Origin of the sequence: Treponema bryantii, assembly GCF_036492245.1 — a bacterium.
GTDB classification, from domain to species: Bacteria; Spirochaetota; Spirochaetia; order Treponematales; family Treponemataceae; genus Treponema_D; species Treponema_D bryantii_C.
Window position 1 is genome coordinate 2,007,999 of sequence record NZ_AP025286.1, and the last position, 26,870, is coordinate 2,034,868.

25 protein-coding genes are annotated in these 26,870 nt (G+C 37.6%); 4 read left to right on the forward strand and 21 right to left on the reverse strand.

The window, feature by feature from the left end; all coding sequences use genetic code 11:
- Positions 1 to 8: 8 nt before the first annotated feature.
- The 3 genes from AABJ44_RS08965 to AABJ44_RS08975 are packed head-to-tail and all read right to left on the reverse strand — an operon-like array spanning position 9 to position 3,281.
- The gene (locus AABJ44_RS08965) at positions 9 to 1,868 is read right to left on the reverse strand and encodes a bifunctional metallophosphatase/5'-nucleotidase (protein WP_338368564.1); all 1,860 of its coding nucleotides are present in this window, start codon (positions 1,866 to 1,868) and stop codon (positions 9 to 11) included.
- 42 nt (positions 1,869 to 1,910) lie between these two features.
- Positions 1,911 to 2,594: a hypothetical protein gene (locus AABJ44_RS08970; protein ID WP_338368565.1), complete on the reverse strand. Its 684-nt coding sequence runs from the start codon at positions 2,592 to 2,594 to the stop codon at positions 1,911 to 1,913.
- 27 nt (positions 2,595 to 2,621) lie between these two features.
- On the reverse strand, positions 2,622 to 3,281 hold the full coding sequence (locus AABJ44_RS08975) for a hypothetical protein (RefSeq protein WP_074640318.1): 660 nt from the start codon (positions 3,279 to 3,281) through the stop codon (positions 2,622 to 2,624).
- A 114-nt stretch (positions 3,282 to 3,395) separates the two neighbouring features.
- Here AABJ44_RS08975 and AABJ44_RS08980 point away from each other — a divergent pair, with 114 nt between their 5' ends.
- Entirely contained in the window at positions 3,396 to 4,304 is a 909-nt protein-coding gene (locus AABJ44_RS08980; protein WP_338368566.1) for an ankyrin repeat domain-containing protein, read from the forward strand.
- A 206-nt stretch (positions 4,305 to 4,510) separates the two neighbouring features.
- Here the strand turns inward: AABJ44_RS08980 and flgE are convergent, their stop codons facing one another.
- From flgE to AABJ44_RS09005, 5 genes are all read right to left on the reverse strand, one after another.
- Positions 4,511 to 5,902: a flagellar hook protein FlgE gene (gene flgE, locus AABJ44_RS08985; RefSeq protein ID WP_074640315.1), complete on the reverse strand. Its 1,392-nt coding sequence runs from the start codon at positions 5,900 to 5,902 to the stop codon at positions 4,511 to 4,513.
- 26 nt (positions 5,903 to 5,928) lie between these two features.
- A complete protein-coding gene (flgD, locus tag AABJ44_RS08990; RefSeq protein ID WP_422100121.1) occupies positions 5,929 to 6,393 on the reverse strand; it encodes a flagellar hook assembly protein FlgD in 465 nt (154 codons plus the stop codon).
- 79 nt (positions 6,394 to 6,472) lie between these two features.
- Positions 6,473 to 7,876, reverse strand: coding sequence for a flagellar hook-length control protein FliK (locus AABJ44_RS08995; protein WP_338368567.1), 1,404 nt, complete (start codon positions 7,874 to 7,876; stop codon positions 6,473 to 6,475).
- A 45-nt stretch (positions 7,877 to 7,921) separates the two neighbouring features.
- The gene (locus AABJ44_RS09000; protein WP_074640309.1) at positions 7,922 to 8,551 is read right to left on the reverse strand and encodes a periplasmic-type flagellar collar protein FlbB; all 630 of its coding nucleotides are present in this window, start codon (positions 8,549 to 8,551) and stop codon (positions 7,922 to 7,924) included.
- 70 nt (positions 8,552 to 8,621) lie between these two features.
- The gene (locus AABJ44_RS09005; RefSeq protein ID WP_338368569.1) at positions 8,622 to 9,911 is read right to left on the reverse strand and encodes a hexokinase family protein; all 1,290 of its coding nucleotides are present in this window, start codon (positions 9,909 to 9,911) and stop codon (positions 8,622 to 8,624) included.
- 137 nt (positions 9,912 to 10,048) lie between these two features.
- On the opposite strand from AABJ44_RS09005, the gene AABJ44_RS09010 reads away from it, so the two are divergent.
- The gene (locus AABJ44_RS09010; RefSeq protein WP_422100127.1) at positions 10,049 to 12,079 is read left to right on the forward strand and encodes an ATP-dependent helicase; all 2,031 of its coding nucleotides are present in this window, start codon (positions 10,049 to 10,051) and stop codon (positions 12,077 to 12,079) included.
- A 91-nt stretch (positions 12,080 to 12,170) separates the two neighbouring features.
- Here the strand turns inward: AABJ44_RS09010 and AABJ44_RS09015 are convergent, their stop codons facing one another.
- The 5 genes from AABJ44_RS09015 to AABJ44_RS09035 form a co-directional block, all read right to left on the reverse strand.
- Positions 12,171 to 13,823 carry an ABC-F family ATP-binding cassette domain-containing protein gene (locus tag AABJ44_RS09015; protein WP_338368573.1) on the reverse strand — a complete coding sequence of 551 codons (1,653 nt, stop codon included), beginning with the start codon at positions 13,821 to 13,823 and terminating at the stop codon, positions 12,171 to 12,173.
- A gap of 15 nt (positions 13,824 to 13,838) precedes the next feature.
- Positions 13,839 to 15,515 carry a DEAD/DEAH box helicase gene (locus AABJ44_RS09020; protein ID WP_338368575.1) on the reverse strand — a complete coding sequence of 559 codons (1,677 nt, stop codon included), beginning with the start codon at positions 15,513 to 15,515 and terminating at the stop codon, positions 13,839 to 13,841.
- 154 nt (positions 15,516 to 15,669) lie between these two features.
- Positions 15,670 to 15,837 (reverse strand): hypothetical protein, encoded by a 168-nt coding sequence (locus AABJ44_RS09025; RefSeq protein ID WP_177177692.1) that lies wholly within the window; start codon positions 15,835 to 15,837, stop codon positions 15,670 to 15,672.
- 102 nt (positions 15,838 to 15,939) lie between these two features.
- Positions 15,940 to 16,941, reverse strand: a complete 1,002-nt coding sequence (locus tag AABJ44_RS09030) for a hypothetical protein (RefSeq protein WP_338368577.1) — start codon at positions 16,939 to 16,941, stop codon at positions 15,940 to 15,942.
- A gap of 29 nt (positions 16,942 to 16,970) precedes the next feature.
- Entirely contained in the window at positions 16,971 to 17,174 is a 204-nt protein-coding gene (locus AABJ44_RS09035) for a hypothetical protein (RefSeq protein ID WP_143064141.1), read from the reverse strand.
- A gap of 37 nt (positions 17,175 to 17,211) precedes the next feature.
- Between AABJ44_RS09035 and AABJ44_RS09040 the strand changes: the two genes are divergently transcribed.
- On the forward strand, positions 17,212 to 18,354 hold the full coding sequence (locus tag AABJ44_RS09040) for a class I SAM-dependent methyltransferase (protein ID WP_338368579.1): 1,143 nt from the start codon (positions 17,212 to 17,214) through the stop codon (positions 18,352 to 18,354).
- A gap of 55 nt (positions 18,355 to 18,409) precedes the next feature.
- Here the strand turns inward: AABJ44_RS09040 and rpmE are convergent, their stop codons facing one another.
- The 7 genes from rpmE to rpsT all read right to left on the reverse strand — a co-directional run bounded on the left by rpmE (position 18,410) and on the right by rpsT (position 25,590).
- Positions 18,410 to 18,619, reverse strand: coding sequence for a 50S ribosomal protein L31 (gene rpmE / locus AABJ44_RS09045; protein WP_074640295.1), 210 nt, complete (start codon positions 18,617 to 18,619; stop codon positions 18,410 to 18,412).
- Between the two features lie 309 nt (positions 18,620 to 18,928).
- Positions 18,929 to 20,731 (reverse strand): bifunctional metallophosphatase/5'-nucleotidase, encoded by a 1,803-nt coding sequence (locus tag AABJ44_RS09050; protein WP_338368581.1) that lies wholly within the window; start codon positions 20,729 to 20,731, stop codon positions 18,929 to 18,931.
- A 60-nt stretch (positions 20,732 to 20,791) separates the two neighbouring features.
- Positions 20,792 to 22,561, reverse strand: coding sequence for a transcription termination factor Rho (rho, locus tag AABJ44_RS09055; RefSeq protein ID WP_338368583.1), 1,770 nt, complete (start codon positions 22,559 to 22,561; stop codon positions 20,792 to 20,794).
- A gap of 214 nt (positions 22,562 to 22,775) precedes the next feature.
- Positions 22,776 to 23,207 carry a bactofilin family protein gene (locus tag AABJ44_RS09060; RefSeq protein ID WP_074640289.1) on the reverse strand — a complete coding sequence of 144 codons (432 nt, stop codon included), beginning with the start codon at positions 23,205 to 23,207 and terminating at the stop codon, positions 22,776 to 22,778.
- 17 nt (positions 23,208 to 23,224) lie between these two features.
- Positions 23,225 to 24,913 carry an apolipoprotein N-acyltransferase gene (gene lnt, locus AABJ44_RS09065; protein WP_338368585.1) on the reverse strand — a complete coding sequence of 563 codons (1,689 nt, stop codon included), beginning with the start codon at positions 24,911 to 24,913 and terminating at the stop codon, positions 23,225 to 23,227.
- Positions 24,903 to 25,214 (reverse strand): HU family DNA-binding protein, encoded by a 312-nt coding sequence (locus AABJ44_RS09070; protein ID WP_074640285.1) that lies wholly within the window; start codon positions 25,212 to 25,214, stop codon positions 24,903 to 24,905. Before AABJ44_RS09070 ends, lnt begins: the two co-directional genes overlap by 11 nt.
- 100 nt (positions 25,215 to 25,314) lie before the next feature.
- On the reverse strand, positions 25,315 to 25,590 hold the full coding sequence (gene rpsT / locus AABJ44_RS09075; RefSeq protein WP_074640283.1) for a 30S ribosomal protein S20: 276 nt from the start codon (positions 25,588 to 25,590) through the stop codon (positions 25,315 to 25,317).
- A 156-nt stretch (positions 25,591 to 25,746) separates the two neighbouring features.
- Between rpsT and AABJ44_RS09080 the strand changes: the two genes are divergently transcribed.
- Positions 25,747 to 25,920 carry a hypothetical protein gene (locus AABJ44_RS09080; protein ID WP_143064140.1) on the forward strand — a complete coding sequence of 58 codons (174 nt, stop codon included), beginning with the start codon at positions 25,747 to 25,749 and terminating at the stop codon, positions 25,918 to 25,920.
- Positions 25,921 to 26,097: 177 nt separating this feature from the next.
- Here the strand turns inward: AABJ44_RS09080 and AABJ44_RS09085 are convergent, their stop codons facing one another.
- Entirely contained in the window at positions 26,098 to 26,859 is a 762-nt protein-coding gene (locus AABJ44_RS09085; RefSeq protein WP_338368589.1) for a lysophospholipid acyltransferase family protein, read from the reverse strand.
- Positions 26,860 to 26,870: the final 11 nt, after the last annotated feature.

Genomic DNA, 26,870 nt, shown 5'->3' on the forward strand with positions numbered 1-26,870 from the left:
AAGAAAAATTAAGCCTTCTTATTCCTTTTCTTTCGCTTAATACAAAGTAATACAATTCCGGCAATAACTACTATAAGTCCAAAAATCAAACAGTAAACAATTTTTGCAAACTTACTTGGCTTTTTGAGAATCTTAAAGATGTTTCTGCTCGGAACTTCTTTATAAGCAGCTTCTAAAATTCCAGAATAATCGCCAATATCACCTGTCATCTTTACACCGGTAGCAATTGCTGCCCAGGCCTTAAATTCTGTTGTACCGGGAAAAATTGAAGTTCTTATGATATTATCTTCCAGATTTTCAACTATTGTACCATCAGCGTTTTTAGGAATTAAACTTAAAAGTCCATAACTTAAATCATTTACACTTCCAAGCATTCTTCCTGTGTAGATATCAGAAACTACTCTATATAATTTATCATCCTGAACTTCTTCTTTTGTTCCATCATCCTTAATAAGATATACTTTTGTTACCTTATCAAGAACAAGTCTATGAGGATTATATTCATAAGTGATTCCAGAAAAATAAAGATTTAATAGAGAGAAACCTAAAGTTGAGCCCATTGATAAATCTATTTCACAGGCATTCTTGAATTCACGGCCACTCAAATAAACACTTACAAGCGGATAACCAGCAATCTCATCAGGACCAATTCCAAGACTGAATGAATTAAACACATCTTTAGTAGTTACATTACCTTTTACAAGATCCTCTCGGGCAACACCAGTTGGGACAACGGCTAAATCTATATGTTTTCCAAAGCCAGTTTTTTCTGAATTTGGATTTGTGATTTCATATTCTGCAACTGCCTTTCTATACATATCCGAAATGATATGCCCCATTTCCGGATGAGAATAGTTAGTGTAAGCCTTTCCTAAAACTTCATTTGTTTCAAAACCAAACTTACTCAGATATTCTTCATCTATATCTTTTTTGAAGGACTCTAATTTAGCAGCTATAACTGAATCGGGTTCAACGCTTTCAGTTGGAATAATCTCATATCGTGCCATTTCCCATCGGCCGTTCTTATTTTGTTTCATTGAAAGAGAGCCGATGTTCTGTGCAAATTCACCGCAGCTTACAATGTAAGTATTTCCATGCTGTATTGGTTTCTCAAGAATAGTATGAGTGTGTCCGCTTATAATAAGATCGATATCTGGAACTTTTTTTGCCAGCTGTTCATCTTCACTTTTTTTGATTTTCTTATCTGTACCACTATGACTTATACAGACAATCATATCAGGCTTTTCTTTTTGTTTAATCTGAGCAACAACCTTTGCAGCCTGCTCATATTGATTAAAGAATGTAAGTTTACAAGTTGGCGCACAGAACAGAGAGTTTTCACCAAATAAACCAAACACTGCAATTCGAACTCCATTTTTTTCGAATACAGTATAATCCTTCGCTCCGTAAGCATCATAAGCACGCTTTACAGTTTTTGTATAATCATCATCTTTTGACCAGTCAACATTACAAAGCAAAAACTCTGGGAGTCTCTCGCCACTTAATCGTGCCGCATCAAGCATACCGGCAACGCCAGTGTCCATACAGTCAAATTCATGATTTCCCATTGTTGTAGCATCAAAGCCTGCAAGTCCTAATATTCTTAATTCAGCAGCTTTTGATGCATAAACAGTTTGATATAAAGTTCCCTGAGAAAAATCACCAGCATCCAGGAGAAGTGTTTCAGGATTTAAAGCCTTCTGTCTGTTTATTAAAGTTTTTGCCTGCGCAATTCTGTCCAGAAAGGAATGTACATCATGAGTAAACATTACATCTACAGTCTTTGATTCTTGAGCCATTAAAGGACAAAGGCTAAAACTCATCACAATAAAATAACTAATAATTCTTCTTATAAATAGATTTCTCATGTCTTCATTATAACCTTTTATTATTCAGAAGACTACATCTATTTATTTTTTTCCTGTCAACATTCTGTAAAACCAGTTTTGAATTTCAACTACCCTTAAGGTAACTGAGGTTTCAACAAGGTTCTTAATTATCTTATGTTCTAGCGGAGAATAGGAACATTGTACAAGAGCATAAACACTGACAGTCTCATCATTTTCCTGCATAAAAACAAATATTTCTGCTTCCCGTTTTTTTATTCCTCTCACAAAAATATTATCCGGCTTTTTTTTTATGATTGCATTTATTGCATAAATATTTCCGTTGTTTTTATAAGTATCAATTGCCACATCAAAATTAAGTCCACCTGCAGCCCTATCCTTCACATATAAAAGCCCTTCATTCTGATTAAAAACAGCCTGCTTAAATAATGCCTTTCGTTCCCGGCTTTTTTCATCTATAAAACTTACACCAAAGCATTCTTTATCAAGTCCACCCATCTGATCCAGTTTTTTAATAATCTGTTCACAGGTATATCCATTAGCTTCTTTTTTTGGAATAACTAAATTAGTCTGAACACAATATCTGATATCATATTTTCCGGTTAATTTATCAGTATATGTTTTCTTATATTTTGATTCTGGAAAAAGACTATAATCAGCCTTATACGAATGAGAAATTGTTCTATCAAAAGAAAATAAACCTGTAAAAAGATTTAGAGTAATAAATAATAAAATAAACTTTTTCATAATAATATTTTTAATTATATAATTTTTTTAAGGTAAAATCATTAACTCTGTAATTGTTTCTGTATCTGTAGCTCTTATCCTGAAACATTCGTCTATTGAACTTATCTGGCTAAGGATCTTCTTAATCATAATTATACCAAGTCCTGCCCCTTCAGTTTGATCAATAGAATTCATAAAAATATCTTCTGAAGATTTATTTTCAGACATTGAAAGTCGCTTATTTATTCTAGAAATTTCTTCTTTTGATATAACTGAATTGTTTCGCGCTGTTATATATAAACAATTATTTTCAACATTAAAAGAAAGCTTTACATATAAACCAAGTTTATTGATTTCTTCAACAAATTTAGCATCCCTAATATTACTTAATCCCTGTTCCTTAAAATGCTTCATTCCAGATTCATAATCATCATGATTATTTATATTCAGATTATGAGTAATAAAATAAGCTCTCTTAATATTTGCCTTTACTGAATTTGAAATAATCTCTTCCATACAAAGGCCTAATAAATTGTAATATTTTTCCAGATGAATCTGTTTTAAATATTCATTTGTAATCTTTTTAATAAACTCTCTGCTTTCAGCACCAGGGCTAGTCAGAGTATATTCAAATGGAACATGATTTGAAATACATGCTATAACAGATGAGAAATCTGGAACCGTTGTATTTGTAGATGAAACTCTCATGTATATAATATAATTATAAGTTATAAATTCCATATTGTAAAAGAAAAAAAAAGAATTATTCGATTTATCATTTTTCTTGTGTTATGAGTTTTTGTACCTTATAATTAAATAACTATGAAATGGCTGGTCATATCTGATGATGAAATTCTCTCTGATAAAATAAATACTTTTATTTCTGAGCAGAATAAGAAAAATAAAGTATTCTGTGCTCCAATTACAGATGAATCACTTAAGAAATATAAAAAAATATTCAGGGAACTTTCTGCATGTATTATTTTTACTAAAGATCCGAAATCTATATCTCCTTCGGTTGGTGCAGGACTGAGTGCAGTCTTTGGATTTTTTGCAGCTGAAAATATTCCGGTAATTACAAACAATAATTTTATTCTTGAAAATTATCTTTTTGGAAAAGAAATTGGAATTGGCGGAAAAGATGCAGATGATTTGTATAAAGTTCTAACTAAGAAATACAATAATCTTGCTGAAGAAGCTAACATGCGAATTGCAAAGAAAAAGCTGTTAAATAGAGGAATTCCATATACTTCTGATTGTTTTGGAACTTATATTGCAAAAAACAAGCCTGAAATTGTTCATGAATTTCTTGAAGCCGGCATGAGTATAAATTCCCGCGATGACCTTGGAACTCCAATGCTTAACATTGCATGCCGCAATGATAATTTCGAATTTGTACAGATGATTTATGATCTTGGTGCAGAACTGAATGCTGTTTCAGAAGACCGCGGTTATACCGCTGTAATGGATGCAGTATGGCGTGGAAACGAAAAGATTACAAAGTATCTGATTTCAAAAGGTGCCGATCTTAATACAATCAACAAGGAAGGCCAGAATAATCTTATTCTTGCAGTTGGAGCAAACAGAGAGTCCCTCGTAAAGCTTCTGGCAGAAAACGGCGCAGATCCAGATGTAAAAGATATGATGGGTATGAGTGCCTATAATTATGCGGTACTTTTCAAAAAAGAAAGACTTGTAGAAATCTTAAAGCCTTTCCATAAAGAGATATAGGTTATAGGTGTCAGGTTCCAGGTTATAGGAGGGGAAAGTCTTCCCCTACGCCCGCACTTTGTTGCGGGCTACCCTTTCTCCTAAGGGGCTAAGCCCCTTAAAATCCCCATGCTTTTCAGTAAAAAAAAATCCCGGCAGATTGATGGATTATCTACCGGGATTAATTATTTTATATTTAAATTCTAGAACCTAAAACCTAGAACCTATTACCTCTTAAGGCTCAATACTGTTTCAAGCAGTGTATCTGCTGTCTGAATTGTCTTAGCGTTAGACTGGAAACCACGCTGTGTTACGATCATGTCTGTCATCTGTTCTGAAAGGTCAACGTTTGACATTTCCAAAGCACCAGCCATCAAAGTACCCTTACCTGCAACTCCTGATTCGCCGATACGAGCCATACCAGAGTTGTTAGATTCTACATAAGTGTTGTCTCCGGCCTTTTCAAGACCGCGGTCGTTGGCAAAACTTGCAAGAGCAATCTGACCAATTGTACGGTTTGTACCGTTTGAGTATACACCAGTGATAATTCCGCTTGAGTCAATCTTGAAGTTATCAAGATAACCCATTGTGTATCCGTCCTGATAGAAAGCCTTTGTAGTAGACTTAGAAGCAGACTGTGTAATTGTATCCTTGAAAGAACCGATTGTTCCAAGATTGATGTTCATTGTCTGGCGGTAAGGATTTCCTTCTGCGTCAGGATTTGATTCAGCTACTGCAAAAGAAGTCTGAATTACAATCTGTCCTTCAAGATTTGATTCTCTTCCAGAAGAGTCTGTTACAGACTGAAGAGCACCGTAGTTATCAAAGTTTACAAGGAAAGTATTTCCGACACCGTCAGTTGTTCCAAGACCTACACGAGTCTGTGTATAATCTGCATTATCAGCATCTACAAGAACTGTAGCCTCCCACTGATTTGGATTACCAACTACACGGCGGAAAGAAACTGAAAGAAGGTGTTCGTTACCAAAGCTGTCGTAAATCTTCTGTTCAGTTCCCCATGTTCCTTTATAGATATCATCTGCACTTGCACCTTCAAGAATCTCTGGAGTATTCTTGTTAAGGTTACATGCGAAGTTTACATTTGTTGTTTCCTTAGCAGGATCCTTAGAACCTACAGGAATAATAAGGTCTTCTGGAGTTGCAGCTGTAGAAACAAGCATCTGGCCGTTTACTTCATCTGCCATCCATCCCTGAACACGCATACCGTTTGCAGGGTTTACAAGAGTACCATCACGGTCAAGACCGAATGCACCGTTTCTTGTATAGAATGATTCTTCACCACTTTTAAGAAGGAAGAATCCGTTACCCTGGATTGCGATATCAGTTGAAACTCCTGTTGACTGAAGGTTACCCTGTGTAAAGATATTATCAATTGAGGCAACAGTCATACCAAGTCCAACTTCCTTAGGGTTTACACCACCAAGTTCGTCAGTAGGTTTAGCTGCACCACTCATCTGCTGGCTGATCATATCCTGGAAGTTTACGCGGCCACGTTTAAAGCCGTTTGTATTAACGTTGGAAATGTTGTTACCAATTACGTCCATTCGTGTCTGGTGATTCTGAAGTCCTGAAACTCCAGAATAAAGTGATCTCATCATATGCTATTCCCTTCCTTCCTACCCGATTAGTCAGCGTAAATCGCCTTAATTTTATCCATGCTGTAATACATGCCTTTTACAAGAACCTGTGGATTTTCCCCGCGGGTTGCCCCTTCCACAACTCCCTGAACGGATGTATCACCTATATCCAATTCAACTGTCTTACCTAATGTGGCAGCAGCTTCTGAGCTGTTGATAAAGGCTGCCATTCTCGAAAAGGATGAACTCATGTTTGTCATCTGTTCCAGAGAACTGAACTGAGCCATCTGGGAAATAAACTCTGTATTTTCCATAGGGCTAGTCGGATCCTGGTTCTGTAGCTGGGTAATAAGCAGCTTCAGAAAATCATCCTTTCCTAATTCATTGGAAGTTTTTCTTCCTTCCACAACGAGCGTTTTGTTGTAGTTGTTTACTGCATTTTCAACTGCAAACTGTTCGCTCGCACTCATTTGAGTGTTAATGCTGTTTTGTGTGTTAAGTAGTTCCATCATTCTCCTCAATCACTTTTTATGTTATTTCAGAAATCAGCCACCACACTGATTTCTGAACCGCCTTTTTTATATCGTCAGCTTACGCTACGATGTTTACAGAATAATTCGAAATATCTACTGCATTTTCAAAGATGTCGTCCAATTCAGCGCTAAGCCCCTCTGCTGAATTTCCATACAATCTTTGTGCAAAAATATTTCTTCCATCATCCTGACCATTAAATCCCATATTCTGATTTGCCATAGAACCATTATTCATGGCAACATCAAAGCTGGCTGCATCAAAACCACTCTTAATGAAAGCTTCGCGCAGTGTCTCAGAATTATCCTTGAAAACCTGAAGAGCTTCTTTAGTAGCTACAGTAATATGACCGCTCAAAGTTTTTCCATCCAGAGAAAGATGAATCTTTACATTTCCAATATCATCCGGATGTAATACAAGATTGATTGTTCCCTGATTATTATCTTTAAGAACTAAGTTTCCAGCTTTTACAAATTCAGGAGCAACATTCTGAAGCTGATTTGAAAGCATTGCCTGGAAGTTTGAACCATTTGAAGCAGCTGTCTGAGTATTCAATGAAAGAACATCTGCTTCTGCATTTGGATTCAATTCAACAGACATTACTGCTGTGTTTTCATTTGCAAGTTTTATTTCAGAAGTTTTAAGAGCGGATTTTTTAGTATTATCAGTTTCTGCAACTTCTTTAGTACGCTGATCTTCAACTGTAATTTTTCCGTCTTTATCAAGAGTAAACTGATTTTTTGTCTTATCCTGATTACCTGAAAAATCAAATTCTGTATCTGAACTGCTTTCTTCTGTCTGAATATTATTCAATGCCAGCTGTGCAGAAGACTCTGTATTTATAGCGTTTTCAGAAACTTCAATTTCATTATCAGAAAGTTTTATTTCATTTTCTTCTGATTTAATTGTGTTCTGTACAGCCCCTGCGAGTTTTGCAGAATTATCTTCTGATTCAGCAGTTTTTGCTATTTCTTCAAAACGAGAAAAGTCCTTATCAGAAAGCTTTTTATTCTTAGAATCCTTAGTATCCTTTGAATCTGCTTTTCCAGTTTTCTTATCTTCTACAGATTTTTTTGTCTCTGTTTCAGAATCATTAACGGATTTTCCCTTAGAATCTGTTTTTTCAGATATTTTATTATCCTTATTTTCATCAGATTCAGTTTTTTCTACAGTCTTTTCCGATACTTTTTCAGATTCATTCTGATTTTTTACCTGATTTTCAGAAGTTTTCTCAGATTTTTCTGTTTTTTCAGCTTTGTCTGAATCAGAAATTTTTGAAGTCTGGTCTTCTGATTGAACAGTTTTTGTTTCTGTTTTAGATACATCTTCGCTGTTATAAGCTGCAAGATAATCTGCAAAAGATACAGAAGTCTGTTTCGGAGAATCTTTAACTGTATTAGATAACTGTAAGTCCTGAAGTTGAGAAGGATTTACGATGATATCTGTGATTGCCTGATATGACACTTGGCAAATCTCCTTAATGCGTTGAAGATTTGCCATTACTGAATGCTAGTCCAGGGACTCCGGCTTACTTATCATCTTCCGCTGTATTTCTGCAGCCCGGTCAGACGGCATTAAGGAAAGCCAGTACGAACCCATAGATGAAGAACCTTCAGCGGCTGCAATCTCCTCGACCTTGCGAAGGACGTCAATTACAGTCTGATCATCCATCGCAACAAGAATGTTAACCGCTGCTTCAGGTCTCATACCATTCAGATTTTTAGCAATCTGTTCAACGTTTATATTCTTATCATCGTATTTTTTTACTTTGAGGTTAAATGTTTTTTCTCTTTCTTCCTGATTTTTTTCACGCTCAGCAAGCTCTGCACTTACCTGTTCATTCTGTTTTTCAGCTGCTTCTACATCAGATTCGCGTTTATCAAGCTCTTCTTTAAAAATATCAAGAGCTTCGCGCTGTTTTCTGAGTCTGTCTTCATCAAGATTTGCAACGAGGGGACGTGATTGTGTTGTAGTTGTAGAGGTCTGTGGATTTTTCTTCAGAATCTTATATACAGGTGAAAAAACTGATTTTACATGAACGACACCAAGATAATCGAACCATAAAAGCCCACCAGCCAGAAGAATGAGAATGATAATTAAAAGTACAAAAGTTTTTCCTAAAGACTTTTTGAAAGACATAATTTCCCCTCAAATGACAGTCCGAAGACCGTCATTAAATTATATCACATAAAGTTTAATCAATCAAACTTTAATCTATAAGACCTGAAATAGCTGCACCTAAAGTAATATCGTTATCACAAGATACGATATTCCAGTAAATACCAAGCTGGCGAGTAAGAACTTCATCAAGATAGCCGTATACTCGTTCACGAACCTTATATGTCTTAAAGAATGTTGTTCCGTCACAAAGAATACAGATTGGCTTAGAAGAATTCTTACCTTCTCCAGTTTTTACAGCACATGCTGTAAGAATTGCAGCAGAATATCGGGCAGAACGCTCAGCAATTGCATCCAGAATCTGGAACATCTTATCTACATCTTCTTCAGTTGCAACTTCGGCAGCGATTTTTCCAAGTACACATGATTTATCATATGGATGATGAAGGAACTTATCCATTTCAATAAGAGTAAGAGTCTCAAGACCATTGATTGCTGCAGCAGTTTTTTCTGTAAAAAGACCATCTTTAGCAGCAGCCTTGAGTGCGAACCATGAAACTGGTCCAAGATAAGCACCAGAACAAAGCTTTTCAAGGTAGAATGTACCAGGTTTTACAGTAGTCTTATCAAACTCAACATCAAAATCAGAACGATTTACTTTAAGGAACTTACCGCTCTCACAAACTACAATCTGCTTTTTGATATTGCAGCAGTCACAGTCAGGCTGAATATAAGCAGCGTTCATACCAGTTCCAAGGATGAAACCGATGTTTGAAGAATATTTATCACCATCTTCTGCGCAGGCAGCACCAGCAAGCAATGCAGCAACAGTATCGTTACAGAGTGTAATGCGTTTAATTGAATTCCAGCCATGAACAGCAAGAGCTTCCTTAAGGCAGGCACCAACTTTTGAACCTACAACTTCCGGAGCTTTAACTTCCTTTGAGAAACCAAGAAGAATACCGTCGCCATCTTCCTGAATTTCCATTGGGTATGAGAAACAGAATCCGATTCTGTCTGATTTATTTTTCAAGTGTTCAAGATTATTTGCAATCTGTTCAAAGAAGTCTTTACGAGAAAGCTCTTTTTCTACACCTGGCATGCGGGTCTTTTCCATATCAGAAATAGATGGAACACCTGCATCATCAAAAGTAACAAGGCATGAACGGAAGTTTGTTCCGCCAGCATCAATAACGATTACAGACTTGCCTTTTGCAGAAGCTGCAGGAGGATTACAGAAAGTACGGATCATATCCTGATCTGCACCTTCCTTGCGCAAGCCCTTTTTCATATCGTCCAGAATTGCCTGAGCGACAGTTAATACATCAACATGATTTACAAAATTATGTGCAGAAAGAAATGCACTTACCTGATTATTCATAATAGTTTTTCCTGTATGTTGTTTTTTGTTGCATATATTATACAAGGAATTCCCTATAATAGCAAATATATCTGATGGTCGAATGCCGTACTTGACCCGACAATAGTATCTGCGTATTATAAAACCCTATGCTTGATCTGGAAGCCTTGAAAAATGAACTTAATCCTCAGCAGTACCGCGCTGTAACAACAACAGAAGGAGCAATCCTTATTATCGCAGGAGCCGGAAGCGGAAAAACCCGTGTAATCACATTCCGAATTGCTCACATGCTCGATAAAGGTATTCCACAAAGCTCAATACTTGCCCTCACCTTTACAAATAAAGCTGCAAAGGAAATGGCAGACCGAATCAAAACTCTTACAGAGAAAAAACTTCAGAATCTTACAGTTTCAACTTTCCATGCTTTTGGAGTAAAGATTCTTCGACAAGATATAGACAAACTTGGCTGGCGGGAAAACTTTTCAATTTATGATGAAACAGACCGTGTAGCTCTTATTAAGGAATGTGGCCGCGAGCTTAAATTTTCACCGGAAGCAATGGATATTTACACAATCGGAAACCTGATTTCAAATATCAAAACAGGACGCAAGAACTGGGAAACTGCAAACGATATGTACAAGCCTCTTTACGAGCTTTATCAGGAAGGCCTTAAGCTTTATAACGCAGTTGATTTTGATGACCTCATTGTTCTTCCGATTAAACTTTTTAAGGAATATCCGGAAGTTCTTGCCCGCTACCGTGAGCGCTATAAATACATTATGGTTGATGAGTTCCAGGACACAAGCCATCAGCAGTACGAAATGATGCATCTTCTTGCAGATAAAAACGTTGCTGTCGTTGGTGATGATGACCAGAGTATTTACAGCTGGCGTGGTGCCGACTATCAGAATATTGTTAATTTTGAAAAAGATTTTGATGTAACAGAAATCCGGCTAGAACAGAATTACCGTTCAACAGGAACAATTCTGGAAGCTGCAAACGGTGTAATTGCCCACAATACAAACCGTAAGGATAAAAAGTTGTGGAGCGGTAAAGGTGTTGGAAAGCCAATTGAACTTTTTATGCCACAGAATGAAACCGATGAAGCTGATTTTATTGCTGAATCTATTCTTGGAATCGCAGTTGAAGAAAAACGCAAGTATGATGATTTTGGTGTATTAATGCGTGCTAATACTCAAAGCCGCTATATTGAAGAAGCCTTCCTCCATAATAATATTCCATACACAATGAGCGGTGGAACATCATTCTTTGAACGTAAAGAAATTAAAGATGTAATAAGCTATCTTCGTGTTATTTCAAATCATGATGATGATATAAATCTACTGCGAATTATAAATACACCGCGACGTGGAATTGGACGTGCAGCAATTCAACTTATGAATGAAGCTGCGGAACTTAACGGTTGTACGCTTTGGAACGCGATTGATTATTTGATTCATGCAGAAGCATCAAAAGCAAGCGATACACTTAAAGAAGATCTTCAAAACTTTGTTGAAATTATTGAAGAAAACCGACAGAAACTTCTAAGTGGACGTGGACTTGCAAATAAAGTTCGACAGTTTGTAGATGATATTGATTACAAGAGTTACCTTATTTCTGAATATCCAAAAAGTGAAAAGGCTGTTTCTTATAAATTAAAAAATATCGAAGAGTTTACACAGTTTATTGATACCTGGGAAAATGATCCGGACAACAATAATCCTAATCTGTATAATTACTTAAATCGTATTACTCTTGCCAGTCATGATAATGGGGATGATGAAGCAAATAAAGGAAAAGTCAACTTGATGACCATTCATGCCTCAAAGGGTCTGGAATTCCCGGTTGTTTTCATAGCCGGCGTAGAAGAAGGTTTGATTCCTCATGCACGTTCTGTTGAAGAAAATAATGGTGATGTTGAAGAAGAACGAAGATTATTTTATGTTGCAATTACCAGAGCAAGAGAAAAACTGGTTATGACTTCCTGTCAGAAAAGGAAAAGACGCCAGTTCCGAACTGATGATACTGGCTCAGGAAGCCCCTTTGATTATACAGAAGTTACCCCAAGCCGCTTCCTCGACGAAATCCCTGCCAATCTCGTAGAATACCACGAACCAAAGCAGATTACCGAGGAAGAAACCGGTGCGATGTTCTCCGACTTCTTAGGACAATTAAAAGCCAAAATGTAGGCAACAATCGAAGAACCGTTAAAAAGCAAGCCGAAAGGATTGCTTTAGGTTCATCGAAAGAATGCCTCAGAGGCAAGCTATGCTTGCCGACTTACACTCTATATTTAATCTTCTTTCCAGTTCCTTCGTACAACTTAGCACGAAGTTCACTAACCTGTGGGTCTGTGATGTAATCATCAAAACTCATCATGCGGTCAATAATTCCGTTAGGAGTAATTTCTACGATGCGGTTAGCAACAGACTGAATGAACTCGTGGTCGTGTGAGCTGAAAAGCAGAACACCAGGGAATGCAATCAATCCTTCATTCAAAGACTGAATTGCTTCGAGGTCAAGATGGTTTGTAGGATCATCCATAGTGATACAGTTTGCACCGCTGAGCATCATCTTAGAAAGCATACAGCGAACCTTTTCACCTCCGGAAAGAACCTTTACCTTCTTCAAAGATTCATCACCACTAAACAGCATACGACCAAGGAAGCCGCGAACGTAAGCGTCGTCCTGTTCCTTAGAGTACTGCTTAAGCCATTCAGTAATATTCATATCATTATTGAAGTTTTCTGAGTTATCACGTGGCAAGTATGTCTGAGAAGTTGTCTGTCCCCAGAAGTATTCACCTGAATCAGGCTTTCTTACACCGTTTACAATATCAAAAAGTGCTGTTACTGAGTTATGCTCAATACCAACAAAAGCAATCTTGTCTGTGCGGTTTACTGTAAGGCTGAAGTTCTTCAAAAGCTCAGTTCCATCGGCATCCTTAAGACAAAGGTTCTTACACTCAAGAACGTTGTTACCGATTTCACGGTCTGCCTTAAAGTTTACATATGGGAACTTACGAGTTGAAATTGGGATTTCTTCGAGAGAATCTGCCAATTTATCGTAAATCTTTTTACGGCTTGTAGCCTGCTTAGCCTTAGAAGCGTTAGAACTGAAGCGAAGGATGAACTCACGCAAATCCTTCATCTTTTCTTCAGTCTTCTTCTGCTGGTCGTGAGCCTGGCGCTGCATAACCTGAGTCATCTGATACCAGAAGTCATAGTTACCGCTGAACTGAGTAATCTTACCGTAGTCGATATCGCAGATGAATGTACAAACTGTATTCAAGAAGTGACGGTCGTGCGATACAACAATTACTGTATTTTCAAAATCCAGGAGGAAGTTTTCAAGCCATGTGATTGATTCGATGTCCAAACCGTTTGTAGGCTCATCGAGAATCAAGGCATCAGGGTTACCGTAAATTGCCTGTGCAAGAAGTACTCGAACCTTCTGAGATTCGTCGAGTTCACTCATCATCTTGTCATGGTGCTCTTCTTCAAGACCAAGACCTGAGAGCATCTGCTCAATCTGATTTTCTGCTTCGTATCCACCGAGTTCTCCAAACTCAGCCTCAAGCTCTGCAGACTTAATTCCGTCTTCTTCAGTAAAATCTGCCTTTGCGTAAATCTCATCACGAGCCTTTGAAACCTCATACAAACGAGGAAAGCCCATCATAACAGTATCTTTTACTGAGTATTCATCAAAAGCAAAGTGGTCCTGCTTCAAAACAGCCATACGCTCGCCCGGAGTCATAAAGATTTCTCCGGAATCCTTTTCGAGCTCTCCACTAAGCAGCTTTAAGAAAGTAGATTTACCGGCACCATTTGCACCAGTAATTCCATAACAGTTTCCTTTATTAAACTTAAGGTTTACGTCCTTAAAAAGCGGTTTTTCACTGAACGAAACACTAACATCACTAACTGTAATCATTTATTATCCCCTCAATTATCTACCAAAGAAGCTCTTTACTTTCTGCCAGAAAGTCTTCTTCTCAGGAGCAGCTTTCTGCTGTGGACGGTTATTGTTATAAGATTTGTTGTATGGCTTTTTACCGTTCTTCTTGTAATCGCCTTTCTTATAATCACCCTTCTTATATCCGCCCTTCTTGTAGATGTCTTTTGCACCTTTTGAAACAGATCCAGAAGCATAAGCATCCTTATACATCTTCATGCGCTCTTCGTATGAAAGACCTGCGAGTTTAGCAGGATCGATGTAAGGCTTCTTTCCGTGCTTTTCGAAATCACGACCTTTTCCACCTTTCTTGTAGCCGTCTTTCTTATATCCGTCATGGCGGCGGTCATCACGCTTGTCATCGCGACCGTGTCCGTTACGTTTTCCGTGTCCACGTCCATCCCGGTCATCACGACGTCTGTTATGAATATCGCCGTCCTTACCCTTACGGTAACCACCGCGGTTATCATATTCATCGTCCCCACGCCAGTTTTCAGTCTTAATATACATACCGGCAGATTTATCTTCTTCCATCTGATCTGGATAAGCTACAGTTGCTGGAATAGACATTTCGATATAGCGCTCAATAGCTGGAAGGTTATAAACATCCTGTTCAGAACAGAAAGTATATGCTTTACCAGATTTACCGGCACGAGCTGTACGACCAATACGGTGTACATAGTTTTCAGCTTCAACAGGAAGGTCGTAGTTGATTACCATAGCAAGGTCATCTACGTCGATACCGCGGGCAGCAACATCAGTTGCTACGAGAATCTTAATTTCACCAGCCTTGAACTTTTTGAGGATTGCAAGACGCTTAGACTGAGGAAGATCTCCAATCATAAACTCAGCCTGAATCTCATTGATTACAAGACGCTTTGCAATTACTTCACAGCTGCGCTTTGTGTTACAGAAGATGATTGCTGATTCTGGATTTTCATGCTTAAGGATTCCAACAAGGAGCTTCATTTTTTCATCAGATGAAACATGAAGAAGTTCCTGCTGAATTTCGCTTACTGTAATGTTTTCAGCTTCAATTGTGATTTCCACAGGATCACGTGTATATTCCCATGCAAGATTCTTTACATATGTGTTAAGAGTTGCAGAGAAAAGCATAGTCTGACGAGTTTCTGCTTCTGGAAGCTTCTTCAAAATCTTACGAAGATCATCGTAAAATCCCATATCAAACATGCGGTCTGCTTCATCAATTACGCAGAAATGTGAATTGCTGAGGTCGAGATTTCCACCCTCATTCAAATCAATTACACGACCAGGAGTACCAATTACAATATCCACACCTTTTTTAAGAGTGGCAATCTGCTTTTCGTAACCAACACCACCGTAAACAGAGAAAGCCTTAAGTCCGCTTGTTCCAACAAGTACCTTTGCTTCCTCTTCAATCTGAACTGCAAGCTCACGTGTAGGAGCAAGAATCAAACATTTTTTTCCTGCATTTTCAGCCTTAACCATCTCTCCGATTACTGCTACGAGATATGCGCAGGTTTTTCCAGTTCCAGTCTGAGACTGAACGTACAAATCAGGGCCCTTTGTTCCCTCTGCTGCTTTAGAAGCCTTAATAACCTGTTCCTGAACCGGAGTACATGTAACATAACCGGCGGCTTCAATTCCCTTCAAAAGTCTTTCATCAAGACCAAACTCTGTAAAATCCATAAGATTCCTTTACTGACCACATAGGGTCACACAAATATATTTTTACCGCACGCACACACAGGCCGTGGGATAAATGCAAATTTTTGAGATTACTATTATAATGTTTTTTGGAGATTATGTATATATAAGTAGATAGTTACAATAAATCGCTGATTTAGTGAGCGCGGGGTGAAACTCTGCTTTTTACAGGTTCCTTTTGTTCTTTGTAATAGGAATCAATCAGCTTATCAAGTTTTTCCTGAGAAATAAGTTTAACAGGAGGACGAACTTTTCTTTCTGTTATGAGACTTTCCAAAATTTCCCTAATCTGCTGATTATCCATACTACTTTATATATATCGTCAATAAATTACGCATTCTTTACTATATGTAAAAGAAGTACTTGAACTAAGGGGGAAGACGAATCCCCCTTAAATCCGCTTTATTTACTCTTTAGCAGCTGCCACAGAAGTTTTTTTATCCAGAGATACTCCAAAAACAAATAACGCAATACCAAGAACAGCACTTATAATTCCATAAATCTTCATCTGAGAAAGAAGTTTAGCAACAATACTCCAGATTCCTTCGTACACTCCTCCTGGAAGTTGATTTTGAGAGATAACTGTCTTCAGAATTCCAGGAAGAATACTGCTGCCAGCAATAGCAATTATGAAAAGAATCAGACCATCAATAAAGCATGGTAAAAATACATATTTTAACCAGACGAAAATATTACGGTTAATCAAAAATAGTATTAAAGCTAAAACGACACAAACACAAATACAAAGAAGATAGAATTTCAACGAAAGCAGTAAATCGAGTTTTTTCAAATACGAAAGAGTTTCAGCATTTTCTGCTTTTACCTGATCAAGACTTTCTTCCAGCTGAACTTTTGCTTCTGCAACACTGTTTGTAACAGCTTCCTTCATTCCAGTTCTATCAACAACTTCTCCTGTATGCTCTTCATACATATCAATTGACTTGTTCAATACATTCAAAATATCATCAGGATTTATATTGAGTTCTTGTGTTGTACCTGTCATATAATCAACAACTTCACCAACATACTTGTCTACAAATTCTGATATATCAGGAGAAGCAAGAACCTCTGCTACAAACTCAGGCTCAACTTCAATGCCGGCAGCTTCCAGATATGTCTCAACAATTGCATTTACGTCCATATTGGTCATATCAATTGAACTTAAATCAACACTGCTGAAATCAAAATCCCCATAATCTTCATAACCTGCAAGCGTATAGTGAATATCTTCCGGATGAAAAAGTCCATCTTCTGCAACAGGAGCAGCAGCAACCGGCTTCATCATTTCGCTGAGCATTTTTGTAATTGAAGAATAACTGAAATTAAAACGTACTACAGAAAGCAGTAAAGTAAATAAAAGACACACAGCAAAAAGAATGCTGAGCAATACTGAAAAGAATTTCTTCATTAAACCTCTCTCCTTAAAACAATATCTGTTTATTGTTTTGTTTTTTCGCGGCTTTTAACCTTGTTTAATTCCTTGTAGTAATCCAGATACTGGCACAAAACTCCCAGAGCCATCTGTACACTCTGTTGAACATTTTCGTCTTCATCTGCTTCTACTACATTACTTTCGTAAATTGCATCACGAAGTTTACAGAATTCATTATTCATAGCAAGATATTTTTCAGTCGCAGTCATAGTTTTAATTATAACAGATATGTGGTAAACTTCAAGCATGAATAATTCCGATACACAGACTAAAACAAGCTATCAGGCGGAGCTTTTTTCTAACCGTTTGAAAAAAAAATATAAGGAACTCCGTAAGTGGGCACGCAAAAAGAGAATAAGCTGCTACAGACTTTATGACCGTGATATTCCGGAAGTTCCAGTAAGTCTTGATCTTTATGAATTTCTTCCGGATGGAGTTGATTCTGTAATTGAAACTGCCCGATTTATGAGTGACCAGAACGCCCGTCTTTCTGCAAATGATCCGACAGTTGAACAGGGAATTAAAGAAAGAACTTATGCAGTACTCTATCTTTATGAACGTCCTTATGAAAAATCAGATGAAGATGAAGCTGAATGGCTGAATGCAATGGCAGAAGCTGCCAGCGCTGTACTTGGAATTGAAGCTTCTCATATCGTAAAAAAATCCCGCGGACATAAGAGCCATAAGGATGATGAACAATATCAGAAAAATGACAATGCACAGGAAATCAGCGGATTCGTTCAGGAACAGGGACAGATTTTCCGCGTAGACCTTACAACATATCTTGATACAGGACTTTTCTTTGATCACCGTCCTCTCAGGACTGTTGTTCGCGACACTGCAAGCAAAAAGCGTGTACTTAATCTCTTCTGTTATACAGGAAGCTTTTCTGTTTATGCTGCCCAGGGAAATGCATCTTATGTAGAATCTGTGGATTTATCAAACACATATCTTACATGGGCAAAAGATAATATGAAGTTAAATGGCTTTACTGACAAAAAACGATATGTTTTTACCCGTGCAGACTGTATGAGATTCCTTCAGGAAAAGGCTGTTGCAGCAAAGAGCGGAAGCCTGGCAAAAGAAGAACTCTATGATTTAATTGTTCTTGATCCGCCGACATTCAGTAACAGCAAGGCAACTACAGATGTACTTGATATCAACCGCGACTGGCCGCAGCTAGTGAAAGACTGTCTTAATATCCTTGCACCGGGTGGAAGACTTTACTTCTCCACAAACTCAGAACGTATAAAATTCGACATCTCAAAAATCCCAGCGAAAACCGCAGCCGGCACCGACTTCATCTGGAAAGAAATAACAGAAGAAACAATTCCACAAGACTATGCAGGAAAGAAAGCTCATAAAGTTTGGGAATTTGTTTTGAAATAAAGATAAAAAAAAGACTTCCATACGGAAGTCTTTTTGATAAAGTATAATTATAAAATTACTTATTGTCTTTAATACCGTAACGCTTGTTGAAGCGATCGATACGACCTGCAGTATCAACGAGTTTCTGCTTACCAGTATAGAATGGGTGGCAAGCTGAACAAATTTCAACGTGGATGTTCTCTACAGTTGAACGTGTTTCGATTACGTTACCGCATACGCAAGTAATCTTTGTAAGTTTGTAGTCTGGGTGGATTCCCTTTTTCATATTATAACTCCTATACTCTTGCCCGATATTACGCCCGACTGCCCCTGGCTTGTTCTGTTCGAACTACCATCATTCCGCTATCGTCAACTAATTCCAAAAATAATATCACAAGATAAAAATGATTAAATTATTATATTAAAATCAAATTATCAGGTCAAGTGCGCAACTTGTAAATTTATTGCCGCCACATGGCTTTCACATTATTAATTAATTCAGTAATGTTGGCGCTGCGGAAGTCCTGCTAGACCCCATAAACACAAAAGGTTCTAAAACAAAATTACCGTTAAAACCTAAAAAATCCGTATACAATCATTTCGAAATATCTTCGTACAAAATAAAATGCGGACGAGTATCTATAGTAAGTACTCCTGCATTTTCAGCAGCTTCCTTTTTCAATACCTTTATCGCATTCTCATTATCTATAAGACTATCCTGAACAAGTTTTTCAGTTTCATTCCATGCAACAAATGGATTATGTGGATCTGAATAACTCTGCCGATCTGTTGTAGCAGGATATTCGCTCAAGGCAACACTAACCTTGCGGTCCTTCCAGGTGTCAGCCCATTTTCCATCCGCAAAAATCTGCACTCCGTCTTTTGAAAGCGACTTAACTGCATAAGCTGTGTACGTTTTACCCGAAACACTAAGCTTTTTCTCTTTGGTAAAATAACAGTCTATTCCAGTTACTCTGGAAATTAATCCTTTTCCACTGCTTGTCATTGCATATTCGAAAACCGAAAGCAATTCCTCATAAGTAATATCATAAACATAAATCCGGTTATCAAAAGGGAAAATTTCATATACATCTGAAACAGTTATATTTTTTTTAGCTGAACCATCCAGGGTAATAGAAGTACGAACCCCGCCACTGTTTACAAAGGCAATATCAGCATTACCAATTTCCCGGATGATGTCACACATCCAGTTAGCCATAACACTTGCCCTTCCATCACTTCCTTTAATTGAAAGACTTGTATCCGGATAATTATTGGTTGCATCAACAGTAATGTAACCAATAACATCCTCCAGAAGGGGCCTGACATTTTCAATTGCGACATCGGAGAGCTTAAGAATTTCTTCATCAAGATCTTCTGCATTTTCGCCGGCAAAAGTATATGTATCCTTTGTTTTATCAACAGGAATTGTTTCATTTTTGCTTATGTTTGCAAAAGACACATTTCCGTCATCATCAACATAAAAAGAAAGCTCTGCATAAGCATAAGCTTCCCCATAAGACTCACTTTGCAGATAAGAAGGCATAAGGCCATCTTCACTGGAAAGATTTACATGTGTGTGTCCGCCAAGTACAAGATCAATTACAGAATCATTACCAATCTTATTTACTGCAGTATCTGCAGCCCCATGCACCAGAAGAATTGTAGCATCACATTTTCCGCTTGCTTCAAGCTCAACTGCAATATTTTTTGCAATAGAATAATTCTCTTTAATCTCATAACCTTTTCCAGTAAACTGGGCAGTCATAACACTTGAAGCCCAATCTTCTGCAAATCCAATAATGCCGATTTTTACAGTAACACTGTGACCATTTTCATTTACAGCATTTTTTTCGACGATAACATAATCCTTTTTATTTGTAATACGACTTCCATTCTGAAAAAGATTTGCACAAATTACAGGCACAGGATTTGTATACAGCTGGCCGTCAAGTTCATAAGCTGGAAGGGTTCCATCTGCCTCAACCATATTTTCAAAGCCCCAGTCAAACTCATGATTTCCTACTGCGACTGCATCGTAATCCATTTTATCAAAGGCAATATAAAGAGGTTTTCCTCTCTGTAGATTTGATACTGTAGTCCCCTGATAAATATCGCCACCGTCAAGAAGAAGCATTTTTTCTTTACTATAGGCCTCTCCCCGTCCGCGGATATCCTTTACCTTATCTGCAATATAGGCAAGCTTGTAATGAACAGTTTCTTCCGATGTGTTTACAAGGTAGCCATGAATATCGGTGGTTTCAATAAGAGACAAAATGTATGTGCCTGCCGGGACTTTTTTACCAGACTCAGGCAAGGCATCTTCATTTTGTTCACAGGAAATAAAAGAAATTAAAAAGGTAAAAATAGTGAAAATAGTAATTAATTTTGTTCTCATTTTCTAAATTGATTATTAAATGAATAATTTCCCGGCATTTTTTGTGCCGGGAAATCTCTATTATTCAATGCCTGCAGTACCAGCATTCATACTGGCAAGGAAGGCTTCGTTAGTCTTGCTCTTCTTCATGCGGTCAAGAATAAGTTCGGTGATATCAACATCTTCCATTGGGTTGAGTACTTTGCGGAGAATCCAGATTTTCTGGAGTTCGTTTTCTGTAAGGAGAAGTTCCTCTTTACGTGTACCAGATTTCTTGATGTTGATTGCAGGGAAGAGACGGCGTTCTGCGAGCTTGCGGTCAAGGTCGATTTCTGAGTTACCTGTTCCCTTGAACTCTTCAAAGATAACTTCATCCATACGGCTTCCAGTTTCAATCAATGCTGTAGAAATGATTGTAAGAGAACCGCCCTCTTCTACATTACGTGCAGCACCAAAGAATCTCTTTGGCTTGAACAGTGCGTTAGAATCAACACCACCAGAAAGTACTTTACCAGAAGTCTGAACAGTCTGGTTATAAGCACGTGCAAGACGAGTAATTGAATCGAGCAAAATTACAACATCGCGTTTGTGCTCTACAAGGCGCTTAGCCTTCTCAAGTACCATTTCTGCAACCTGAACGTGGCGTGTAGCCTGCTCATCAAAAGTAGAAGAAATAACTTCACCCTTGATAGCGCGTTCCATTTCAGTAACTTCCTCAGGACGTTCATCAATCAAAAGAACGATAAGGAAAACTTCAGGATTGTTTGCTGTAATGGCATTAGCAATTTTCTGCATAAGGATTGTCTTACCGGCCTTTGGAGGCGCAACAATCAAAAGACGCTGACCTTTACCGATTGGAGCAAAGAGGTCTACGATACGTGTTGAAACTTCTGTACTTACAGTTTCAAGACGGAGTTTTTCATTTGGATAAAGCGGTGTAAGGTTTTCAAATGGAACACGAGTCTGAGCAATACGTGGCTCGTCAAAGTTTACAGTTTCAATACGGAGCAAAGCAAAGAAGCGTTCACCCTCTTTTGGAGAACGGGTCTGTCCGTAAACTGTATCACCGGTCTTAAGGTTGAAAAGTCTGATCTGACTTGGGCTGATGTAAATATCATCTGGACCAGGAAGATAAGAGTTCTGAGGGCTGCGGAGGAAGCCGTAACCATCAGGCAAAATCTCAAGAGAACCGGATGCAAAAATAATTCCACCGTGTTCTGTATGTGCTTTAAGGATAACAAAAATCAAATCCTGCTTTTTCATTGGAGCAAGGTCATCTGCAGTAAAGCCATAGTTCATTGCAAGTTCACGAAGCTCTGGCATAGATTTGATTGTAAGGTCATTGATTAAAAGACGTGGTTTGTTTGCATTTTCTTCTGCAGCGGCAGCAGCTTCTGCAGCCATCATTTCTGCAACTTCCGGACTAGGTGGTGTATAAGAGTTACGACCATAAGGTTTTCTCATTCCGCCCTGACCGCGTCTGTTATTGTTATATCTGTTCTGATTGTTCTGGTTATTCTGATATCGATAATTGTTTGTATTTGGACGTTCTTCTGAAGCAGGTGTAGCGCCTTCTGCCTTTTCTGTTTTTTCTGATTTTTCAGTTTCTTCTGTCTTTTTAACAACGCGGCGTTTTTTTACAACAACCTTGCCGGCATCTGCAGCTTCACCTTCTGCTGGTGGTGTTTCGGAAGAAGCTTCTTCGGTCTGTTCATTTTGTACAGGAGTTTCTACCTGAGTTTCTGTTGTGTTTTGTTCTTCTGGTGAACCAAAATCAAGAGTAGCCTGTGCTTCTTCTGCAGGCTCTGAAACATTTTCACCGTCTGCGCGACGTCTTCTTAATGCTGCCATTAAAAAATCCTCATAAAAAAATTAGAATTATATTTTGATTTTATATATTGATTAAAAAATAAACACCGATTTAAATGATTTTTTTGGAAAAAGAATTGATTAAATATTTCCTATATTTCTATTATTATCTTTTTTGACATTTCTGTCAATATTTTTAAAAACTGGCAAGTACAGCTTGCCACTGATGCATATAACGTTTCTTCGATTGTAGCCTTTATTTTATAACATCAGAATGAATAAGCATTGCCTGTTTGTATTCTGATGATGCAACCGAGAACAAATCAACTTCCGGTTCCTTATCAAGCATGTTTACATCACCACTAAACTCTACATTATTTGCAATTCTGATTCTTGCAGTTGTGATATTACCGATTACCTTACTTCCAGAACAGATTTCAACACGTTCTGCTGCATTCATATCACCGTTTACATCACCACCGGCTACAATAATTGAATTAGCATCAATTTTATCAACTTTGCAAACTGCATTTTTTGCAATTTCAAGGTCACCTGCAGGTGCATTTATTTTTCCGCTGAATTTTCCAGTAATAACAAGACGGTCGCTGAATTCAAGTACTCCATCGAATTCTGTTTCTTCACCAAAAACTGTTATATTCTTTTTTTCAATTTCGTTTTTATCAGCCATCAATTCACCTGCAAATATTATTTCTTATCTAATATCTTTTTAATTATAACAACAATTGTCTGTATTAGCAATATAAATGCTCCCAGCACAGCTTCTGCCATTCCTGCAATATCTCCAGTTTTGGTAAATACTGTCTGTGAGTTTTCATTCATCAGCGGAACCTTACCAATTACAAAAGCTTGACAGAATTCAGGAGCAATCTTTTCAATTTTTCCATTCGAACTGATTATACAGGTTACCCCGCTCGCAGTACTTCTAACTGTAGGTACACGATTTTCAACAGAACGGAAAACAGCCATTGCCAGATGCTGATGCTGACAGGCAGTACTTTTTGACCATGAGTCATTACTCAGATTTATAAAACAGCGGGAACCATTTAATACCATCTGACGGCAGATTGTACTGAAAGTATCTTCAAAGCAGATTGGCGTAGAAAACTTTAAGCCACGGTAATTAAACACAGTATACTCATCACCCTTCTGCCACATATGAGAGCCGCCATTCAAAAGTCTGACATATAATGAAGGAAAAGTATGCTTTAATGGGAAGCTTTCTGTAAAAGGCACCAGCTTCATTTTTGAATAAATCTGAGGCTCCGGCGGATGCACATTTTTACCTGATTCAAAAACTAATGCGCTGTTATAGTACTGCTTTTCTGCACCACGAAATTCAACCTCATGGGAATTTCCAATTACAAAAACTGCATTATTTTCATCCAGGAAATTCAGCAGCTGAGAAATCAGCATAAAACGTCTTACATCATTTCCATAATCATAGTTGTAAATGATTGATGGGGCTACAGCAGTTTCCGGCCATACAACAAAATCAATTTCAGAAGAAAGAGACTGTGCTTCCTCTGTCAATTGAATAAGATTCTTTACATTACGTGAATATTCTTCAATTCCATTTTTCCAAGGACTATCATTATTTTGAATTGCAGCTACAGTAACAGATTTTTTTGAAACAGGCTGTCTCACAACATAATTGCCGTAAATCAAAGTAGAAAAAAACAGAGCAGCCCAGGTAAGTCCACAAATATAAGTCAAACGCAGAGAATTAACGGCAAGCGCCTTCTCTTTTTTCACATAAGCCGAAATATGCGATTTTCTTTCAAAATCAACCTGATGAATCAATTTCTGCTTCGCCTGTTTTTTTGAAATCAAACTGAATAAAAATGCTGAAGGAAATATTACAAGCAGATTAAGACCAAACACACCTGTCACAGAACAGATCTGAATCAAAGTGGTAAACTTCCATTGAGTATAAGCTGTTACACCGTAACTCATTCCAAGAAAGCCGAGTGTTTTTAAATATTCATAAGCACAGACACAAACAAACTGAAGCAGCCAGCCGTTTTTGATACAAATTAAATCTGCCCATTTTAAGCCAACAAACAGCAGTGCGCAGATAATCATGTAAGCAATACAAACAATAATCAGGCCAAGCGGATGAAAGGTATTCAGCCAGTAACCATAAAGACCATATGAAATAATGCCGTAAAAAGCACCGTATAATATGGATTGACGTATATTACATTTTCTGATTAAGAAAAAAACTGGAAGATAATTAAACCAGGCAAGCCAGCCAAGACCATCTTCAAAAAAAATATTTGGATTTGAAAGCCAGAATAAAACTGAAGCTGTAATCAGGAGTAAAGTTTTTTGAAAAAAATCCAGAGTTTTTGAAGCAGCCTTTTTATTTTTCATCTTTTTTTAGATTCCAGAGCTTGTCCTTTAAGATTTGTCCAGCACGGAAAGCCGCAACATAATGAGGCGCTACACTGAGTTTTTCACCTGTTTTAGGATTTCGAGCAACTGCTCTACCTTTACGAAGTCTTGCCTCAAAGGTTCCAAAGCCCCGTAATTCAATTGTTGAGCCTTGTTCCAAAGCCTCTCTTGTCTGTAATAAAAAACTGTCTATTACATTCTGAATGATCTGCTTTTCGATATCAGTTGATTTATAAACTGCATCAACCAAATCACTTTTAGTTATTTTTGAATCTGACATTTTGTAATCTCCTGTTTAATTTATTATAACACAGAAAGTAAAAAAAAAACCAGTTGAAAATTATTTCAACTGGTTTTCCATAATGCATTAATCAAAAATGTTATTTTGCTGCAAATGTAGCATTATAAAGATTCATCATTCTTGACTTCTTGCGAGACACAGCATTTCTCTTCAAAACACCCTTGCTGCGAGCAGTATCAAGTTCCTTCTGGAGCTGCTTGTATTTTTCTTCAGCGAGTTTCTGGTCTTTAGCCTGAACTGCTTCTACAAACTGCTTTGCATAAGTTCTGCAAGTACTCTTGATTGCTTTATTATGAAGTCTGCGAACTTCGCTCTGTGCGTGTCTTTTTTCTGCAGATGATTTTTTGCCTGCCAATTGGAGACCCCCAAAAAATATAGTTAACTGTTGTTCATACTATCAAATTACATATTTTGTGTCAATGAAAGTTTCGATTTTTGTGATTTGAATTATTGACACTAGTGCCTTATCTCATTATTATATTTGTTACGAATATTCGATTGGAGGCACATAATGGCTGGAGCTAGTAAAAACTCTCGTACAACTGTTGCAACACAAAAATTCATTTGCCCTGACTGTGGTGGCGAAATCATAATGAAGACCATGATTGAAAATGGTAGACTTAAGAATCAGGCAGAATGCCAGAAATGCAAACGTGTTGAAAGAAGACCTAAAGATTTCAAATAATCTTTAGTTTTTACTTGCCTATAATCGAAAATCCGTTAAAAAACGAGCCGAAAGGGTCGTTTTAGGATTATCGACATAATGGCTCAGAGGTAAGCTATGCTTACCGACACAAAAAGACCGTACGTAATCATGAAGCGTACGGTCTTTTTTTTTGGTTTCAGTATTTTATTTCAGAATCTATTTCTTATCAGATGGCAGCTGTCGCCAGTATTCAAGCTGCTGCTGCATGAGCATTCTTGACTCTTCAAGAATCTGATTACATTCTTCCTTTGTTGTTGGAGAATCATATATTCTAAGAATCTTTACACGGTAACAGCCGTTTTTAAGGTTTGTAACAAGCTTTCTTAAATCACGAAGCTGCCAGCCTCCATCGAGTGCACATACAACAACAGGGAGTCCTGTTGATTCTGAAAGCTGACGGAAACCGGCAGAAAAGAACTTTCCTACATTGCCATCACGTGTACGAGATCCTTCCGGATACAGAATTGGAATCTGTTTTCGTGCTACAACACGTTTTCCAAAATCAGAAATATAACGCATTGCTTCCATCGGTTTTGCCTTACGAGGAATAAGACAATGCTCCTGAGCGCGAAGCATTTCTGAAACAAGCGGAATATGTCTTCCAAGAGTATCCTTTGCTATAAAACGAACTTCCTGTCCTTCAAAGAATTTCATAAAAACAGGAATATCAAGAAGGCTCTGGTGATTTGAAATCAGAATAAAGTTTTCAGGGAGAGAATCTTTTTTATCCTCGTAGCCCCAGAAATGGAAATGTCTATAAGTATAAAGAATTGCAAAAAGACGAGGAGCAAGAACCTTTACAATATAATCAGAGATTCTGACACTAAGTTTTTTGCTTACAGGATATGCAAATATATTCGCAATACTTGCAGGAATTACCATAGAAAATAAGCATAAAATAGTCAGAAAGTGAGACATATATCGGCTCC